The sequence below is a fragment of the Lysobacter korlensis genome (assembly GCF_042434515.1).
Genome location: NZ_JBHLTG010000002.1, coordinates 576,743 through 594,940, shown reverse-complemented (window position 1 = coordinate 594,940; position 18,198 = coordinate 576,743). Strand labels below are relative to the sequence as shown.

The 18,198-nt window shown below is 71.3% G+C and carries 18 protein-coding genes; 14 read left to right on the top strand and 4 right to left on the bottom strand.

All coding sequences use genetic code 11. The annotated features are described in order from the left end of the window. The first annotated feature begins 35 nt into the window (after window positions 1–35). From lepB to ACFFGH_RS12250, 4 genes are all read left to right on the top strand, one after another. Complete coding sequence (lepB, locus tag ACFFGH_RS12265) at window positions 36–785, top strand: signal peptidase I (RefSeq protein WP_386668620.1); 750 nt, start codon at window positions 36–38, stop codon at window positions 783–785. A gap of 21 nt (window positions 786–806) precedes the next feature. Further along, the gene (rnhB, locus tag ACFFGH_RS12260) at window positions 807–1,505 is read left to right on the top strand and encodes a ribonuclease HII (protein WP_386668618.1); all 699 of its coding nucleotides are present in this window, start codon (window positions 807–809) and stop codon (window positions 1,503–1,505) included. 121 nt (window positions 1,506–1,626) lie between these two features. Next, a complete protein-coding gene (locus ACFFGH_RS12255; protein WP_386668616.1) occupies window positions 1,627–1,950 on the top strand; it encodes a DUF2469 family protein in 324 nt (107 codons plus the stop codon). A gap of 135 nt (window positions 1,951–2,085) precedes the next feature. Beyond that, entirely contained in the window at window positions 2,086–2,502 is a 417-nt protein-coding gene (locus ACFFGH_RS12250; RefSeq protein ID WP_386668614.1) for an ester cyclase, read from the top strand. 21 nt (window positions 2,503–2,523) lie between these two features. Here ACFFGH_RS12250 and ACFFGH_RS12245 read toward each other — a convergent pair whose 3' ends face one another. Next, window positions 2,524–2,733, bottom strand: a complete 210-nt coding sequence (locus ACFFGH_RS12245; RefSeq protein ID WP_386668613.1) for a hypothetical protein — start codon at window positions 2,731–2,733, stop codon at window positions 2,524–2,526. Window positions 2,734–2,736: 3 nt separating this feature from the next. Next, window positions 2,737–3,297, bottom strand: coding sequence for a GNAT family N-acetyltransferase (locus ACFFGH_RS12240; RefSeq protein ID WP_386668611.1), 561 nt, complete (start codon window positions 3,295–3,297; stop codon window positions 2,737–2,739). Window positions 3,298–3,403: 106 nt separating this feature from the next. On the opposite strand from ACFFGH_RS12240, the gene ACFFGH_RS12235 reads away from it, so the two are divergent. Genes ACFFGH_RS12235 through dprA form a run of 3 tightly spaced genes read left to right on the top strand, consistent with a single transcriptional unit; the run spans window position 3,404 to window position 6,526 of the window. Then, the gene (locus tag ACFFGH_RS12235) at window positions 3,404–3,760 is read left to right on the top strand and encodes a YraN family protein (protein WP_386668609.1); all 357 of its coding nucleotides are present in this window, start codon (window positions 3,404–3,406) and stop codon (window positions 3,758–3,760) included. A gap of 25 nt (window positions 3,761–3,785) precedes the next feature. Then, window positions 3,786–5,321, top strand: a complete 1,536-nt coding sequence (locus ACFFGH_RS12230; protein WP_386668608.1) for a YifB family Mg chelatase-like AAA ATPase — start codon at window positions 3,786–3,788, stop codon at window positions 5,319–5,321. Next, window positions 5,318–6,526 carry a DNA-processing protein DprA gene (dprA, locus tag ACFFGH_RS12225; RefSeq protein ID WP_386668606.1) on the top strand — a complete coding sequence of 403 codons (1,209 nt, stop codon included), beginning with the start codon at window positions 5,318–5,320 and terminating at the stop codon, window positions 6,524–6,526. The genes ACFFGH_RS12230 and dprA overlap by 4 nt, the downstream gene beginning before the upstream one ends. A gap of 19 nt (window positions 6,527–6,545) precedes the next feature. Here dprA and ACFFGH_RS12220 read toward each other — a convergent pair whose 3' ends face one another. Next, a complete protein-coding gene (locus tag ACFFGH_RS12220) occupies window positions 6,546–7,553 on the bottom strand; it encodes a serine hydrolase domain-containing protein (RefSeq protein ID WP_386668604.1) in 1,008 nt (335 codons plus the stop codon). A gap of 289 nt (window positions 7,554–7,842) precedes the next feature. Between ACFFGH_RS12220 and ACFFGH_RS12215 the strand changes: the two genes are divergently transcribed. From ACFFGH_RS12215 to ACFFGH_RS12195, 5 genes are all read left to right on the top strand, one after another. Continuing rightward, a complete protein-coding gene (locus ACFFGH_RS12215) occupies window positions 7,843–9,093 on the top strand; it encodes an MFS transporter (protein WP_386668602.1) in 1,251 nt (416 codons plus the stop codon). A gap of 116 nt (window positions 9,094–9,209) precedes the next feature. After that, the gene (locus ACFFGH_RS12210) at window positions 9,210–11,762 is read left to right on the top strand and encodes a serine/threonine-protein kinase (RefSeq protein ID WP_386668600.1); all 2,553 of its coding nucleotides are present in this window, start codon (window positions 9,210–9,212) and stop codon (window positions 11,760–11,762) included. Between the two features lie 68 nt (window positions 11,763–11,830). Continuing rightward, window positions 11,831–12,316: a VOC family protein gene (locus tag ACFFGH_RS12205; RefSeq protein ID WP_386668599.1), complete on the top strand. Its 486-nt coding sequence runs from the start codon at window positions 11,831–11,833 to the stop codon at window positions 12,314–12,316. Window positions 12,317–12,440: 124 nt separating this feature from the next. Then, a complete protein-coding gene (locus tag ACFFGH_RS12200) occupies window positions 12,441–13,619 on the top strand; it encodes a class I SAM-dependent methyltransferase (protein WP_386668597.1) in 1,179 nt (392 codons plus the stop codon). Between the two features lie 74 nt (window positions 13,620–13,693). Further along, window positions 13,694–14,632, top strand: coding sequence for a phosphodiesterase (locus tag ACFFGH_RS12195; protein WP_386668595.1), 939 nt, complete (start codon window positions 13,694–13,696; stop codon window positions 14,630–14,632). Between the two features lie 71 nt (window positions 14,633–14,703). Here ACFFGH_RS12195 and ACFFGH_RS12190 read toward each other — a convergent pair whose 3' ends face one another. Further along, window positions 14,704–15,438 carry a hypothetical protein gene (locus ACFFGH_RS12190; RefSeq protein WP_386668593.1) on the bottom strand — a complete coding sequence of 245 codons (735 nt, stop codon included), beginning with the start codon at window positions 15,436–15,438 and terminating at the stop codon, window positions 14,704–14,706. A 111-nt stretch (window positions 15,439–15,549) separates the two neighbouring features. On the opposite strand from ACFFGH_RS12190, the gene ACFFGH_RS12185 reads away from it, so the two are divergent. Together ACFFGH_RS12185 and ACFFGH_RS12180 are read left to right on the top strand one after the other, a co-directional pair. Beyond that, window positions 15,550–17,511 carry a sensor histidine kinase gene (locus ACFFGH_RS12185; protein WP_386668591.1) on the top strand — a complete coding sequence of 654 codons (1,962 nt, stop codon included), beginning with the start codon at window positions 15,550–15,552 and terminating at the stop codon, window positions 17,509–17,511. Continuing rightward, the gene (locus ACFFGH_RS12180; protein WP_386668589.1) at window positions 17,508–18,197 is read left to right on the top strand and encodes a response regulator; all 690 of its coding nucleotides are present in this window, start codon (window positions 17,508–17,510) and stop codon (window positions 18,195–18,197) included. Before ACFFGH_RS12185 ends, ACFFGH_RS12180 begins: the two co-directional genes overlap by 4 nt. Window position 18,198 lies beyond the last annotated feature (1 nt).

Sequence of the window (18,198 nt, the reverse complement as noted above, 5' to 3'; positions counted from 1 at the left end):
TGCATCGTAGGCTTGCAGGGAGCTCAGGGGTTTAAGTGTCAGAACAAGTGGAATCGACGCGGGCGGTCGCCGTCCGACGCGACCGTCAGCGCCGATCACGCAGTGCACGTCTCTTCGTCCGGGACATCCTGCTCATCTTCCTGGCGGCGCTCGTCATCTCCTTTCTGGTCAAGACATTTCTGATCCGCTCCTTCTACATCCCGTCCGAGTCGATGGAGGACACCCTCCAGCTGAACGACCGGATCATCGTCAACCAGCTGGTGCCCGAGCTGACTCCGGTCTCGCACGGCGACGTGGTCGTGTTCCGGGATCCCGGCGGATGGCTCACCCCGACCGTCGAGCCGGAGCAGAACTGGTTCGTCAGCGGCGTCGACGCGGTGCTCGCCTTCGTCGGCCTCAGCGCACCGGACAGCAACGACCACCTGATCAAACGCGTCATCGGGCTCCCCGGCGACACCGTCGTCTGCTGCAACGAGTTCGGCCAGCTCACCGTGAACGGCGTCTCGATCGACGAGAAGGCCTACGTGAAGCTGCCCGCGAACGCGTCGCAGGTCACCCGCGACACCTTCGAGGTCACCGTGCCAGACGACGCCCTCTGGGTGATGGGCGACAACCGCTACAGCTCCGCCGACTCCGCGTACCATCGCACCGAGCCGAGCGGCGGATTCGTGCCCATGGACAACGTGGTCGGGCGCGCACTGGTGGTCAGCTGGCCCATCAACCGGTGGCAGTGGCTCGACGACTACCCGTTCGTGTTCCGCGATGTCGAGAAGTCGGCTGAGTAGAGCGGGCGCCGGGGGAGCAGCATGACGGTCGCCGATCCGAATCTCCGCGTCGAGAAGGCGCTGCTCCGCGACGGAGCGCGCTTCATCATCGGCTGCGACGAGGTCGGCCGGGGGGCCATCGCCGGGCCGATCGGCGTCGGCGTCGCGATGATCGACGCTGCACCGAAGCGGATCCCGAAGGGTCTCCGCGACTCCAAGATGCTCAGCGAGGCGCGCCGGGAGGAGCTGTATCCGAAGGCTGGGCGCTGGGCCATGTTCTCCGCGGTCGGCCTCTCCAGCAACGAGGAGATCGATCGCCTCGGGCTCACCGCCGCGCTCGGGATGGCCGGCGCGCGGGCCATCGCCGCGCTGGCGGAGCAGGGGGCCCCGATCGATGACGCCGTGGTGATCCTGGACGGGCATTGGGATTGGCTGAACCCGGCGCTCGAGCGCCGGATGACGGTCAGGACCCGCATCAAGGCGGATCGGGACTGCGCATCCGTCGCCGCCGCATCCGTGCTGGCGAAGGTGCACCGGGACCGGATGATGATCGCGGCGCACGAGACCACGCCGGTGTACAACTGGGTGAGCAACAAGGGGTACGCCTCCAGCGCCCACTACGCCGCGATCGACCAGCACGGCCCGAGCGAGCTGCACCGTCTGACCTGGCTGCGCACCCCGTCGCTGCTCGACGAGATCTGGGACGAGGAGCTCGAACCCGTCCTGCAGGACTCGCAATAGTTCCCGTTTCGGCTCGATGTTCCCGCCGCGGCAGTCACATCGAGCCGAAATGGCAACAAATGGGGTGCGACCGGGAGACTCGCGCATCCGCTTCGGGCCCGCGACATAGACTTGTCGGGCCATGGATGACGACGACTTCGAAGACTACGACCGGGAGATGGAGCTCGCGCTCTACCGCGAGTACCGGGACATCGTGGGCCAGTTCCGCTTCGTCGTCGAGACGGAGCGCCGGTTCTACCTCGCGAACGAGGTCAAGCAGATCGTGCGCGAGATGGGCAACGACTTCTACTTCGAGCTCGAGATGCACGATGTCTGGGTCTGGGACGTCTACCGCGCCGACCGGTTCGTGAAGAACGTGCGGGTGCTGACGTTCAAAGACGTCAACGTCGAGGAGCTCACCAACCGGGAGCTGGAGCTTCCGAAGGAACTCGCGCTCGACGAGTAGCACTCACTGTCGCAGCCACCCGTCGAGCGGTGGTGTGGTCGTCGGACGGGACGTTCGGCCCTCGACGGATTCACTCGCCAGGCGTTCACTGGGATAGCCCGACCGGCCGTCGAGCGCCGGGGAGTGGAGGTCAGCATGGGTGAGGCGCGTGAGGCGATGGACCGGACCACAGCGGCCACAACGTCTGGGGACCGGACGGAGGTGGGCGGCTGCTATGCCGAGGACGCGGTGCTGAGCACCCCGGACGAAGGTGAGCTCCGTGGTCGTGACGCCGTTGCCACCTATCTGCTGCAGCTTCGCGAGGCGTTTCCGGACGGCGGGTACGAGCATCTCAACAAATATGAAGACAGCACGACGGCGATCGACGAGGGGTTCATCACGGGGACCCACACCGGAGTGCTGCGGCTGCCGTCGGGCGAGTCCATCCCGCCGACCGGGAGGCAGATCCGTGTGCGCAGCTGCGACATCGCGGAGGTGGCGAACGGCGTGATCACCCATCATCGCCTGTACTTCAACCCGGCGGACTTCGCCGAGCAGCTCGGTCTGGGCTAGCGAACGCTCCCGGAGGAGCGCTCAGCGTCGGACGAGGAGACCGGCAATCATCAGCCCGAGCCCGATCACGACCGGGACGGCTCCGCCGATCATCCCGGCCCACATCACCTCCCGGCCAGCCGGCGTCGTCCCGATCACCAAGGCGAGCAGCCCGATGAACAACCCGCCGCAGATGAAGCCGGCGCCGACGACCAGCAGTCGTCTGCGCAGGCTGAACTCGCGCTGGGCCATCGCTCAGACGCCGCGCGGATCGGTGGCGAGGATGCCCATCAGGATCGAGTCGACCCATTCGCCGTCCCAGTTCATCGTGTGCCGCTGACGGCCTTCGACCAGGAACCCGCACTTCTCGTAGACCCGCTGCGCGGCCGGGTTGAACGAGAAGACGTCCAGCGAGATGCGGTGCAGCCCCACGGTGTCGAACCCGTGGTCGAGCACCGCGCGGACGGCTTCCGTGCCGTAACCGCGTCCCCGCGCGGCGTCGCCGGACAGCGCGATCCGCAGGTTCATCGATTCGTTCTGCCCGTCGAGGTCGTTCAGCACCACCTCGCCGATGTGGGTGCCGTCCTCGAGCCGGATCACGGCCCAGTCGGCGCGGTCGTGCCGGTCTCCGAGGCCGGCGAGCCAGGTGCGGATCTGATCCTCGGTGAAGGTGCTCTGCGTGCCGGTGAGCCGCATCGACTCCTCGTCCTGGAGGGCGGCCCACGAGCCCTCGAAATGCTCCGGACCGAGCGGCTCCAGGCGGAGGCGCTCGGTGGTGAGTGTCGGAACGGTCGCGAAGACGTCGTCGGAAATCACCGGGACAGCGTAGCGACCTCTCGTCATGAAGCCACACCCGCCCAACGCACTCCACGGACGGTTCTGAACCGCGGGTGTACGAGGATGGATCCGCGACGCTCGATGCATGGCGGCGAAGGATGTGCTCGGGCGGCGGGGTGAGCGACTCGCCGAGGACTACCTGACCGGCGCCGGCCTCGTCATCCTCGACCGCAACTGGCGGTGCCCGCAGGGGGAGATCGACCTCGTCGCGCGGGACGGCGACGAACTGGTGTTCGTCGAGGTCAAGACCCGCGCGAGCACGGCCTTCGGCCACCCGCTCGAGGCCATCACCGCGGCGAAGCTGGCGCGGCTGCGGAGGCTGGCAGCCGCATGGTGCGCCGAGCACCAGTCCAGAGCGCGGGGCATCCGCCTCGACGCGGTCGCCGTGCTCGCCCCGCGAACCGGCGAGCCGGTGATCGAGCATCTGCGGCGGATCTTCTGATGCATTCACCCCGGAAGGCGCGCTGATGGCGGTCGCGCGCACGCACTCCGTCGCCCTCCTCGGACTCACGGGCGCCGTCGTCGAGATCGAGGCCGACATCTCCGGCACCCTGCCGGGGTTCACGCTCATCGGGCTTCCGGACAGCGCCCTTTCGGAGGCGCAGCATCGGGTGCGCGCCGCGGCGACGAACTCCGGCTGCGCGCTCACCTCGCACAAGCTCACCATCAACCTGTCGCCCGCGGCGCTGCCGAAGCACGGCTCGGGCTTCGATCTCGGCATCGCCATGGCCTGCCTGGCCGCGGCGGGGAACGTCGGCGCGGAGAGCGTCGACCGGGTGCTCCACCTGGGGGAGCTCGGCCTCGACGGCCGGCTCCGGCCCGGCGTCGGCGTCCTGCCGGCGGTGCTCGCCGCCGCGCGGGCCGGCTTCACGACCGTGATGGTGCCCGCCGGGAACGCGGATGAAGCCTCGCTGGTGCCGTCCGTCCGCGTGGTTGGGGTCGCGTCACTTCGCGACGCGGCCATCTGGCATGGCGGCGACTACGACCCGCGACCGGTGGACCCGCTCCTGCCGCCCGCGAGCACCGACTGCGAGACGCAGCCGGTGCTGGACCTCGCCGACGTGATCGGGAACGCCGACGCCGTGGAGGCGCTGCAGGTCGCCGCGGCCGGCGGTCACCACATGTTCCTGCTCGGCCCGCCAGGCGCAGGCAAGACGATGCTGGCGTCCCGGCTCCCGGGCATCCTGCCGCCGCTCGATGCCGATGCGGCCCTCGAGGTGACGTCGATGCGGTCACTGAGCGGGCTGCCCGTCGGGCGGGCGCTCATGACCACGCCGCCGTTCGAGAGCCCGCATCACACCGCCACGGCGGCCGCGCTGGTCGGCGGCGGCAGCGGCCAGATCCGGCCTGGCGCAGCAGCCAGGGCGAGCTGTGGTGTGCTGTTCCTCGACGAGGCACCGGAGTTCAGCAGCGCGGTGCTCGACGCCCTGCGGCAGCCGCTCGAGTCCGGGGTCATCTCGATCCACCGGGCCCGGTCGACGGCGCATTTCCCGGCACGGTTCCAGCTCGTGCTCGCAGCGAACCCGTGCCCGTGCGGCAACTACGGCGTGCGGGATGCCGAGTGCTCGTGCCCGCCGCAGGCCAGGCGGCGCTACCTGGGCCGGCTCTCCGGTCCGCTCCTCGACCGGATCGACATCCAGCTCCGGGTGCAGCGGATCACCAGCACCGCCCTGAAGCTCGGCGAGGCACCGACCGCGACCAGTGCTGCGGCCCGGCAGCGCGTGCAGGCGGCGCGCGCTGCTGCGGCGGACCGGCTGTCGGAGTCGCCATGGCGGGTCAACGGCGAGGTGCCCGGCAGCTGGCTCCGCGGACCGGGCCGCCGTCTTCCCTCGCCGGTGACCGCGGTGCTAGACCGCGCGCTGGAACGCGGCGGCATCACGATGCGCGGCTACGACCGTGTGCTGCGCGTCGCCTGGACCCTCGCCGACCTCGACTCGGCGACCTCCCCGACCGCGGACCATCTCGGCCGCGCTCTCTATCTGCGAAGGGCGATCTCGGCATGACTTTCTTCGGCGTTCAGGAGGCGATCGCCGCCCAGCTGGTGCGGACGGTCGCTGGGGCAGAGCTCGACCGAGCCGCGCTGGAGGAGCGGTTCGCGCGGGCGGCGTGGACGGGCATCGCCGAGCCGGGGGATGGCGCAGCCGGCGTGCTCGTCGGTGCCCTCGGGCCGAGCCGGGCGCTCACCGCGCTGATCGACCGGGTACCGCCCGAACAGCTCGGGGTCGAGGTGTCGGATACGGGCGGTCAGCTGGACACGGCGGACCTGACCGAGGCGGTCGCCCGCTGGCAGCCGCGGCTGAAGTCCGCGCTCGCGCTGCTCGCACTCCGCCAGGCCGGGCGCTACGGCATGCGGCTGCTCATCCCGGGCGACCCGGCTTGGCCGGACGGACTGGCGGATCTGGGCCCCCACGGTCCGCTGGCGCTGTGGGTGCGCGGGGACGTGTCCGCCCTCGATCGGCTGGCGCGCTCGATCTCGCTGGTCGGCGCCCGGGCGGCCACCGGCTACGGCGAGCACGTGGCCATGGAAGCGTCGGCCGGGCTGGTCGACCGCGGATTCGCGATCGTCTCCGGGGCCGCATACGGGATCGACGGGATGGCACACCGAGCGGCGCTCGCGAGCGCCGGCACCACGATCGCGGTGCTCGCCGGGGGATTGGACCGCTTCTATCCGAGCGGCCACGAGGCGCTGCTCACCCGGATCGTCGCGTCCGGCCTGGTGGTCAGCGAGGTGCCGCCGGGAACGCCGCCGACGAAGTGGCGCTTCCTGCAGCGCAACCGGCTCATCGCCGCCGTCAGCTGCGCCACCGTGGTGCTCGAGGCGGGCTGGCGCTCCGGCTCACTCAACACGGCCGGCCATGCCGCGGCCCTCGGCCGGCCGCTCGGCGCCGTGCCCGGCCCGGTCACCTCCGCCGCATCGGCGGGATGCCACCGGTTGATCCGCGAGTACGACGCGGTGCTCGTCACGAACGCGGCGGAGATGGCGGAGCTGGCCGGGGAGCCCGCGCCCGAGCCAGGCGGGGATCCGGCGAGCCGCTCTGCAGAGGACACGAGAGTGCTCGATGCGCTGTCGGAACGGACGCCGCGGGCCGTCGATGACATCGCTCAGCGCAGCGGCCTGTCACTCGCCACCGTGCAGTCGGTGCTCGGCGCGCTGGAGCTCGACGGCGCGGCGTCGTTGCGGGAGCGAGGATGGGTGCGCACGACCTGAGCTGCGCCGCACCCTGCCGCTAGGAGTTCCGGTACGCGCGGTAGAGCGGCCAGGCGCCGTCGGGTGTGTTGGAGACGATCGTCATCGTGGTGCGGGTCGCCGGGTCGAACCGGGTGACGATCGACACGCCGGCGTCGCCTCCGATCAGGATGGGGTCCGGTTTCGTCAGGTCGATCCAGAAGCCGCGGCCGTAGCGCATGCCCTCCTCCTCGACGGTCCGGCGAGGCCGAAGTACCTCCGCAACGGTGGGCTGCGGCAGGATGCGGCCGTCGGTCAGGGACCGCCAGAAGCGGCTCAGGTCGCCCGCCGTGGTGTACGCGCCGCCGTCGCCGTTCCCGCGCACGGGAAGGTGCAGCACGTTCGTGCGGTCGCCGATCCCGAGGTAGCCGACGGCCGCGTCGCCGGGGAGCTCATCGAGCCGCAGGTAGCCGGTTGCCGTCATCCCCGCGGGCTCGAACACCCGCCGCGCGACGAGCTCGTGGAATCCCACACCCGCGACCCGCTCCGCCACCAGGGCCAGCACGATGTAGCCGCCGTTGTTGTAGGCGAAGCGCTCCCCGGGAGGAGAGACCTGCGGATGACCGTCGATGGCGGACAGGAACGACTCGGTGTTCGCGAGCGTGTGCGTCGGGACCGTCAGCACGTAGTCGGTGCTCTCCAGGTCGTCGGACTCGTCGAGATAGTCACCGATCCCGGAGGTGTGCTCGAGCAGGTGCTGCACCGTCACACCGTCGTCGATCACGCTGAGGTCCTCGCCGAGGACCGACCGGACCGGTGTGTCGAGCTCCAGGGAGCCGTCCTCGATGAGCGCGTGGATCGCAAGAGCGGTGAAGCCCTTGCTGACACTCGCCGTCCCGAAGCGCGTCTCGAGCGCGTTCGGGATGCCGTGGGCACGGTCGGCGAGCCCATACGCCTGTGCGAGGACCGCGTCCCCGTCGGCGTCGAGGCTGATCGCCCCGCTGAAGTCCTGTTGCACCGCGGTGTCGTGGAGTGTGCGGGCGAGCGACTCGAGGTCAGTGGGCGGCATGCTGACAGGTTAGGCCTCGGAGCGGATCCGCCGCCCGAGACCGGACGACCCGCTCCTGAGACCTGGCTGGAATCCGGAGCCGATCACCGGTCCCGGATGCATAATCGTCGTGAGCCACCGCGCTGTATCTGTCCAGACGTTGAGTCGCGAATCGCACTCACTGACGATCACACGGTGGCCCCTCTCGTTGCGTCGCCGTCTGCCGGCCACGCCCGGTCGGCCGTTCGGCCTTTCGGTAGATTGCGACTGCGGATGCCGTGGACGGTGTCGCGGAGCGGGAGGAGTGCCGATGACGGACGCGCGCCGGGCTGACCGCGTGCTCCGGATCCCCGCGTTCGCCAAGTACTGGTCCGCCGCGACGATCGGCGGATTCGGCACGTTCGTCACGATCGTCGCCGTACAGGTGCTGGTCGTCGAGACCCTCGACGCGACGCCGACCGAGGTCGGACTGATCAACTCGGTGCAGTTCCTGCCGTACATGCTGCTCGGCCTGATCGCAGGCGGACTCGTCGACCGGTGGAGGCGGAAACCGGTGCTGGTGGCCACGGCCTTCGGCCGGTGCCTGCTGCTGCTGACCATCCCACTGCTGTGGGTTACCGGGATGCTGTCCCTCCCCGCCCTCGCAGTCGTGCTCTTCGGGTTCGGCACGCTCGCGATCTTCGGCGACGCGGCGGCGCAGTCGTTCCTGCCGCGCCTCGTGCCGCGGGGGTCCCTCCTCGTCGCGAACGCCCGTGTCGATCAGAGTCTCACGGTCGCCCAGACCTCTGGCCCCGTGATCGGCGGAGGGCTGGTGAGCCTGGTCGGCGCCCCGCTCGCCGTGCTGGTGGATGCGCTCGCCTACGCCGCGAGCGGCGTGCTGGTCGGCCGGATCCGGGTGTCCGAGCCGAAGCCCGCCCGGACGGCCCCGCGCGGTCGGCTGCTGCGCTCCGTCGCCGAGGGCGTCCGGTTCGTCTACCGGCACCGCACGCTTGCCCCGATGGCGTGGTCGACCCACGTCTGGTTCCTGGGCCACAGCATCCTCTTCACCGTCTTCGCCCCGTTCGCTCTCCGCCCGCTCGGGCTGAACCCGCTGCAATTCGGCTTCGTGCTCGCCCTGGCCGGTGTCGGGGGCCTCGTCGGCGCGACGCTCGCCACCAGGATCGGGCAGCGGATCGGCGCCGGACACACGATCCTGCTCGGGAAAGCGCTGATCCCGGTTGCCTGGGTGATGATCGCCCTCGCACCGCCGAGCGACACTGCCGGGGCGGTGATCACGCTCACCGTCGTCGGCGCGGCGCAGCTGCTCCACGGCTTCTCGATGGGGGTCGAGAACCCTAACGAGATGGGCTACCGGCAGGCGGTGACCCCGGACGCGCTTCAGGGCCGCATGAATGCCACCATGCGGTCGATCAACCGCAGCATGGTCGTGGTCGGGGCGCTCGTCGGCGGGCTCCTGGCCGACACGCTCGGCTACCGGCCGGCGATCTGGATCGGGCTGGGGGTCTTCGTGGTCTCCGCCATCGTGGTGGCGGCGTCGCCGCTGCGCTCAGTACGGCACTGAGCTCGCTGCCCTCGGATCGCAAGAGCCGATCACGCTGGGAATTTGTTCCGGTCCCAGGCTCCGGCACATCCACCCGCCGTAGGCTCGACTCTCAGCTTCGAAAGGAGGGAGTCCCGGTGAGCCTGCCGCAGACTCTCCTTGCTGAGCGCTACCGCCTGGTGCGCGTCATCGCGACCGGCGGCATGGGCGTGGTCTGGGAGGCGTGGGACGAACGCCTGCAGCGACCGGTCGCCATCAAAGAGCTGCGCACCGGAGCCGGCGTCACGGATGACGAGGCCGAGCAGGCGAAGAACCGCGCCATGCGGGAGGCGCGGATCACCGCCCGCCTGCACCACCCGCATGCGGTCCCGGTGTTCGACGCCGTCGAGCATGAGGGGCGGCCGTGCCTGATCATGCAGTACCTGCCGTCGACGCCGCTGTCGGCGATCCTGCGCCAGCGCGGCCGGCTCCAGCCGCACGAGGTCGCCCGCATCGGCGCGGAGATCGCATCGGCGCTTGCGGCCGCGCACAAGCTCAAGATCGTGCACCGCGACGTGAAGCCCGGCAACATCCTCATCACCGAGGAGGGCACGGCCCACATCAGCGACTTCGGCATCTCCCACGCACTCGGCGACGCGACCCTCACCCGCACCGGGATGGTCTACGGCACCCCCGCGTATCTCGCGCCGGAGGTTGCGCGAGGAGGCGACTCGACCTACGCCTCGGACGTGTTCTCGCTCGGATCGACGCTCTATGCGGCACTCGAGGGTGAACCGCCGTTCGGGTCCGACCCGAACTCGATCGCGCTGCTGCACCGGGTCGCGTCCGGCGATATGACGCCGCCTCGGCACGCGGGCGTGCTGGAGCCGTTCCTGCTCGACATGCTCGCGTCCGAGCCGAAGAAGCGGCCGTCGATGAAGGCGATCGCGTCGCTCCTGGCCGGGTTGCAGAAGGACGTCGGGTCGGAGAAGCCGACGCTGCCCATCCCGGCCGCGGCGGGCGGAGCGGGAGTCGCGCTTCAGGAGCCACTCCGCGAGACGGGCGACGAGCCGACCCGAGCCGGTGGCTCGGGGCTGCCGTGGCCGTTCAGCAGGAGAGGGCACGGCACACCGAAGCCGGCTCCGGCGGGAGCGGTTGGAGGCGGAGCCGTTGCGGCCGGTGCGGTGGCCGCTGGCGCGGCAGCGGGTGCCGCCGTTGCCGCCGCCGTCGGTGCGGCCGGGGGTGCCGCGGGTGCGGCACCGCTCTCCACCGATCGGATGCCGGAGGCGGCGACCGTTGCATCCGCTGACGCGACGCCGCGCGCGGATTCCGAGACGGCCGCCACTGCGCGCGCCGAGCCGGATGCGAGCGCGGCGCCGGCGGCGGTCGAGCCGGAAGCCGAGGAGGCTGCTGACACGGCGGTCGAGCCGGAAGCCGAGGAGGCTGCTGACACGGCGGTCGAAGCGGAAGACGAGGCTGAGGCAGCAGAAGAGGAGACAGAGGCAGCCGACGCCGGGGCCGCAGCAGCCGACGCGGAACCCGAGGCAGACGCCGACGCGAGCGCGGCGACCGCAGCAGCCGGCGCAGCGGAACCCGAAGCCGAGTCCGACGGCGAACCCGAACCGGAACCCGAGGATCAGGCGGAACCGGCGAGCGAACCCGAACGGGAACCCGAACCGGAGCCCGAACCGGAACCGAAGCCCGAACCGGAAGCGGAACCCGAACCCGTACCCGAACCCGTATCCGAGTCGCACTCGGAGCCCGAGGGCGGCGAGAACGTCCGGCCGGTCGCCGGAGCGGGGATCGCCGGCGCGGGGATCGTCGGCGCGGCAGGACTCGGCGCGGCGGCAGCCTCAGCAGCGGCTCCGCCGGCAGCACCCGCTGATGCGCCCCCTGCCGCGGACGCTGCCGCGACGTCCCCGACGATCACCCGCGCGGCGCCAACCGTGCCGGCCCCGACGCGCCCGGCGAAGACGCTCGCGGCCGCCACCGTGCAGGCACCGGCCGCCGGAAGCGCTGCGACGGTGGCAGCGCCCACTGCACCCACCGAGACCGGGGGCACGCCGCCGTCCACGACACGCCGACGCAGGGGCGTCGTTGCGCTGCTGCTCGCCGCCGCCGCGGTGGTGCTCGCGGCGATCTTCGTCGTCCCGATGCTGAGTCAGCTCGGCCAGGGCTCGCAGGGGAACCCGGGGCCCGCCGCCGCTCCCGAGTCCGCCGATCCGGACGAGCCGTCGCCGAACGAGTCGGGGTCGTCCGGTGAGGCGGAGGGGGAGACGAAGGCGCCGACCCCCGACCCCGAGCCGTCCGAGGAACCGAGTGAGCAGCCGAGCGAGGAGCCCGCCGAAGAGCCGAGCAAACAAGAACCGGATAAGGAGGAGCCTGAGCCGGAGGACCGAGAGCAGGCGACGACGCCAGGGGGAGCGGTGACCGGCTACTACGCCCTGCTGCCGGATGACACCGACGAGGCGTGGGAGCGGCTGACGGCCAAGTATCAGCAGGGCGAGGCGATCAGCCGGGACTACTACGAAGAGTTCTGGGACCGCTTCGAGGACGTGACCGTCACGGAGGTGACGCCGATCTCCGATACCGAGGTGCAGGCGACGGTCACCTACATCTACGACGACGGGTCGCAGGAGCCGGAGCGCCGATACTTCCGCTTCGTCCGGGAGGACGGGATCCTCAAGATCGACGACTCCGGCACTGTGTGAAGCCGCGCTGACCCGATCTCCACACCGCACTTGACCTTGCCGCTGCGTCAACTCCTAGCGTGGGTCGCATGACCGACGCACACGCCGCTCGATCCCGGCTCGACCCCGGCATCGACCGGGACATCTACCCGATGCCGTCGTTCACGACGTTCCCGGTGGCAGACCTCGACCGGTCCCGCGCCTGGTACGAGGCGCTCGGGTTCATCACTCTCGCCGTCGTGCCGGCGCCGGACGGCGCCCCGCTCGTCGTCCACCTCCGGCGGATGCGCTACCAGGACATCCTGCTCGTGCCCGGCACGCCCACGCCGGGCTTCCGGGTGTCCTTCGCGGCGGGTGAGGTCGACCTCACCGCCGTGGCCGAGACCGCACGGCGACGCGTGCATGCCGCGGAGCGTGCGGGCACGATCTCAGGTCCCGAGCGGACCCCCTGGTACGCGCTCGAGCTCACTGCCATCGACCCGGACGGCTACGCCATCGTGCTGACCGCGCCGCTGCTCGACGACTCGGCGCGAGACGACGACTGGAGCCGCCGCGTCACCGGCTCCGTGCTCTGAACCTCGCGCCGGACCGCACACCACCGGGGTATTGCGCCCGCATGCCGCCGAGAGGAACATCGGCCGCAACGCGACCCGGCCCTTCCGAGCGGCCGCTCAACCGTCACTTCTTGAAAGGTTCGCAATGGAAACCGACTCGATCGACTCCGGCACCATGACGACAGCGACCGCGGCGGACGCCGACGCGTTCGCCGACCGCGTGCTGAACTCGACGCTCGGCCTCATCGACATGCTGAGCATCTACCTCGGTGATCGGCTCGGCTGGTACCGCGCACTCGCCGACGCCGGCGACGGCGGGATGGATGCGGCCGGCCTCGCCGCTTCCACCGGCACCCAGGAGCGCTACGCCACGGAATGGCTCGAGCAGCAGGCCGTCACCGGCATCCTCGGAGTCGACGGTGGCGACAGCGGTCCCCGTCGCTTCGTCTTGCCCGCAGGCCCGCGAGAAGTGCTCGCCGACCCGGACTCGCTGTCGTACATGGCCCCGATCGCGCGGATGTTCGGCGCATCGATGGCGCAGCTCCCGGCGCTCGTCCGGGCGTACCGGACGGGAGGCGGCGTCTCCTGGGAGCAGCTCGGCGACGACGCCCGCGAGTCCCAGGCCGACGTCAACCGGCCGCTGTTCGAGCAGAGGCTCGCGCCCGCGCTCGGCGGATCCCAGGAGCTGACGACGCTCCTTTCGAAGCCGGGCGCCCGGATCGCCGACGTCGGATGCGGGCTCGGCTGGTCGACGCTGGCACTCGCCCGCGCGTACCCAGAGGCATCGCTCGTGGGGATCGACATCGACGAGCCGTCGATCGCGCGGGCGAAGGAGCACGCCACTGCGGCGGGGGTTTCGGGTCGCGTCGAGTTCCGGGCCGGCGACGCATCGAGCCTCGGTGGCGTCGGGGCGCCGGCGTCCGAGCTGGCGGCCGAGGGTGAGTTCGACGCCGCAGGACTCACGTCGGAGGGGGAGTTCGACGCCGCGTTCATCCTCGAGGCGCTGCACGACATGCCGCATCCCGTGCCGGTGCTCCGGGCGGTGCGGTCGGCCCTCACCGAGACCGGTGTCCTGGTCGTCATGGACGAGGCGGTCGCCGATGAATTCGCGCCGAACGGCGACGAGGTGGAGCGGCTGATGTACGGCTACAGCCTACTCGTCTGCCTGCCGGACAGCCTGTCGACCCCCGACTCGGTCGGCACCGGCACCGTGATGCGCCGCACCACGCTGGAGCGCTACGCGCGGGAAGCCGGCTTCTCGTCGGTCGAGGTGCTGCCCGTCGAGGACCTCGGGTTCTTCCGGTTGTACCTGCTGCGTCCCTGACCGGCGTCGGGCTTCGTCGGCGGCGGGGGCTAGAGTCTCCGCGTGGCGGGATGCCGCAAGGGGAGGGGCCTGGAATGGAACGGTCGGCGGTGCAGCTCGGACAATACCCGCCCGCGCGCCAGGTCATCGCGCACCTCAGCGAGCCGCATTTCCTCGCCGGGGGAGCGCCGCTCCACGGGGCGGCGGCCACCGTCGACAACCTGCGGCAGGCGCTCACGCAGCTCGAGCGCTCGGAGCACCGCATCACCGCACTCGTCTTCACCGGCGACCTGACCGATCTCGGCGAACCGGACGCCTACGAGCGCCTCCGCGACCTCGTCGAGCCGTTCGCCGAGCGGATGGGCGCCCAGTTGATCTGGGTGATGGGCAACCACGACGAGCGACCCGAGTACTCGCGGGTGCTGCTGCGTGAGGAGCCGAGCGATGCGCCGCAAGACCGTGTCTACGATCTGAACGGCCTGCGGCTGATCGTGCTCGACACCAGCGTGCCGGGCTACCACCACGGTGACCTGACGGAGGGGCAGCTGGACTGGCTCCGCGCCGAGTTGCGCAGCCAGGCGCCGAACGGCACCCTGCTCGCGCTGCACCACCCGCCCATCCCGACCATCATCGAGGTGATGGCGACCCTCGAGCTGCTCGATCAGCACCGGCTGGAGGACGTCGTTCGCGGCACCGACGTGCGCGGCATCCTCGGCGGTCACCTGCACTACGCCACCTCGAGCGTGTTCGCGGGTGTCCCCGTCTCAGTCGCTCCCGCCAGCTGCTACGCCCTCAGCCTCACGGCCGAGAACCGGCTGCTGTCCGGACTGAACGGCGGGCAGGCGTTCAACCTCGTGCACGTCTACGACGACCGGATCGTGCACTCCGTCGTGCCGATCGGCGAGTTCGCCGAGATCAGCGCGCTGGGTGCCGAGGCGCTGCCCGGCATCCTCGCCATGAGCCCGGAGGAGCGGCGCGAGCAGCTCTCCGCGAAGCGCGCCTTCGCGAACCTCGGCGATGAGCCGAGCGCTTGACGCGGGCGAAACGGGCCGAATCGGCGAATCCGGGCCGGCCCCGATTCGCGATTCGGCCCGCTCGTGACCGGTCAGGCGCGTGAGATCGCCGGCGCGGCCGTGCGGCGGCGGAGCACCAGCGCGAGCACGGTGACCCACCCGGCGAAGAGCAGCGACGAAATGCTCGCGATCCCGAACAGCGGCTGCAGGATGAAGGTACCCGTGCCGACGAGGCCGAGGACCGCGATGGCGTAGCCGGAGACCTTCAGGCCGCGCCCGGCAAGGCCCACCCGGGCGAGCAGCACCACGACGGCGAGAAGCAGCACCGCGCGCGGGAAGCCGCCGAGCGCCACCGACATCGGCATCACGCCGTCGATCGCCTTCACCACCGCGCCGGCCGCGGCGCTCGTGTCGGCGGCACCGATGGCCGGGCTGATCGCCGAGACGAGCGATCCCATGGCCGGGATGAGGAAGCTCGCGATGCCGGCGGAGACGGCAGCACCGACGAGCGGCCCGTCGCCCGTCCGGCGGAGCACGGAGCCCAGGCCGCCGAGGAACAGCAGGCCGAGCGGCAGGCCGAGCATCGCCAGGAACGTGCCGATGCCCACCATCAGGCCGGCGTCGCGGAACCCGATCGCGGCCTCGACCGGGGTGGCATCCATCGGAGGGTGCGTGGTCGCCATGAAGGCGACGATGAAGATCAATCCGGCCAGGTTGGCGACGCCGAACAGCACGCCGCTGAACAGCAGCCGTCGTTCATCCCGGACAGGTCCGGCCGAGTCGGATGCGGAGGAGACGGGAAGCGGGGAACGGAGTGGAGTAGTCATGGTGCAACGCTCCCCCCGCCCGCGTCCGCCCCGCCTGAGCCGCCGGTCTCGATTCCGGTCGGGACAACGCGTCCCATGACAGTGGGACGCCCCCTGCGGGAGGATTGCCGCGTGAGAATCGTGCTCGGCGTGTCCGCCGTGATCGCCGGTCTGGTCGGCGCGATCCTGCATGCCTCGAACGAGGCCGCCGGCCGGGATTTCGAGCCGTCGTTCTGGCTGCTGGGGCTGCTCGGCGCGGTGGCGTACGGCGGCACCGGCGCGATCCTCGGCGCGCGGTCCCGGGTCGAGCGCATTCCGCAGGTGCTCGGCGGGATCGGTCTGGGCCAGGGCCTCTCCCTGCTGCTGAACGAGTACGCGCTCCTCGGCCCGACCCCGCTCGACTGGGCGGCGCTCTGGATCGGCTCCTGGTTGTGGGCACCGTCGCTCATCGCCTCCGCGGTCCTGTTGCCGCTGCTCCTCCCGGACGGCCGCCTTCCGTCCCGCCGCTGGCGACCTGCCCTGGTCCTCTCGATCGTCGCGGTGGGGTGGACCGCGCTGAGCTGGGCGCTCACCCCGTACGAGCTCCAGGACTTCCCGATCCGCGTTCGCGACCTGGCGAATCCCGTCGGGCTCGCCGCCGCCGCGTCGCCGGTCGTGATGGGCGCCGGGATCGCCCTGATCCTGCTCGCGCTCGTGCTGGCGTTCGCCTCGGTCGGTGCCCGGTGGCGCGCCTCGACGGGAGAGCGCCGGCAGCAGCTGAAGTGGATCCTCGTCGGGGCCGTGGTCACGGTCCTGGTCTTCGCACTCGGCTTCGTCGTCCCGCAACCGGCCGGTGAGGTCGTCTCGGCGCTCGCCGTCATCCCCATCCCGGCCGCCTGCGGGGTCGCGGCACTGCGGCACCGGCTCTGGGACGTCGATCTCGTCGTCTCCGTCGGGCTGCGGTACGCCATCCTCTCGGTCGTCGTGATCGCCGTGTACGCCGGCGTGGTCTCGGTGCTCGGCGCCATGACCGGCGCGCCCGTGATCGCCACCGCCGTCGTCGCGCTCGTGCTGCTTCCGCTTCACTCCCGGCTGCAGCGATGGACGAACCGGCTGGTGCACGGCGAGCCGGACGATCCCACGACCGCGCTCGCCCGGCTCGGGGAGCGGCTGGAGGCGACCTCCGATCCTGCGGACGTGGCCGACCGGCTGCTGCCGGAGGTGGTTGCGCGGATCGCGCGGCTGCTGAACGCCGAGTACGTCGCCATCGACCTCGCCGACGGGGGAGTCGTCTCCGTCGGCGAGCCGCCGGCGTCGGTCGACCGGGTGCCGCTGCAGTACGGCGGCGCCGAGGTCGGCGAGCTGCAGCTCGCCCGGCGCAGCCGCTCCCTCCGCGAGCAGCAGCGCATCGAGCAGCTCGGACGTCAGGCCGCCGTCGCCGTGCACTCGGTGCTCCTGACGCGTGAGGCGCGGCGGGCCCGGCAACTCGTCGTCGCCGCTCGCGAGGAGGAGCGGCGGCGCCTGCGGTGGGACCTCCACGACGGGATCGCGCCGTCCATCGCTGCACTCGCGCTGCAGGCGGAGACCGCCCGTGATCTGGTGCAGGAGAACCCGGCCGCCGCGACACAGATCCTCGATCGGCTCGTGCCGCGGCTCAACGGCGCGGTCGCCGACGTCCGTTCGCTCGTGCACGAGCTCCGCCCGCCGACCCTCGACGAGCTGGGCCTCGCCGGCGCCGTGCGGGAGCTCGCCGCCCGGTTCGCCGGGCCAGGCCGCCACGTCGAGGCGCAACTCGGCGATGTCGAGGGGCTGCCGGCCGCCGTGGACCTCGCCGCCTACCGCATCGTCTCGGAAGCGCTCGCCAACGCCGTGCGGCACGGCGGCGCAACCGAGATCCAGGTGCGGCTGCAGCGAGACCGGGACTGGCTCCGCGTCGAGGTGTCCGACGACGGCACCGGCATCGACCCCGACGCGGTGCCCGGCGTCGGCCTCGCGTCGATGCGCGCCAGGGCGGAGGAGCTCGGCGGCTCCTTCACGGCCGGTGCCGGCGCCGGTACCGCCGGCACCACGATCACCGCCCTGCTGCCGCTGTCCGTCGAGGAGGAGAACGAATGAGCGTGCGTGTCCTGGTGGTCGACGACCACCCGATGTACCGCGAGGGCCTCGTCACGGCCATCGCGGCGATGCCCGGTGTGGAGGTGATCGGCGACGCCGCTGACGGCGCCGAGGCGGTGCAGAAGACGCTCGAGCTGACTCCGGATGTCGTGGTGATGGACCTCCACATGCCGCAGCTGAACGGCATCGACGCCACCCGCCGCATCGTCGCTGACCGGCCGGGAACCGCCGTGCTCGTGCTCACGATGCTCGACGGCGACGACTCCGTCTTTGCCGCCATGCGGGCAGGTGCGCGCGGCTACCTCCTCAAGGGAGCGGATCGGGCGCAGATCCTGCGGTCGATCGAGGCGGTGGCGCAGGGCGAGGTCGTGTTCAGCTCCGGCATCGCGTCCCGCGTGCTGGCCTTCTTCGCCGCGGGGCCGGGCGCCGCGGCGGTGGTGCCGTTCCCCGAGCTCACCGACCGGGAACGGGAGATCCTGGACCTCGTGGCGCGGGGTCTGACGAACACCGAGATCGCGCAGCGGCTGTTCCTCTCCCCGAAGACCGTGCGCAACCATGTCAGCAACGTGTTCACCAAGCTGCAGGTCGCCGGCCGGGCGGAGGCGGTCGCGCAGGCCAGAGATGCCGGTCTCGGGGCACCCCGGGCGACGCCCTCAGCCGATCTCCGCCGCGACCCCGCCGGCTGAG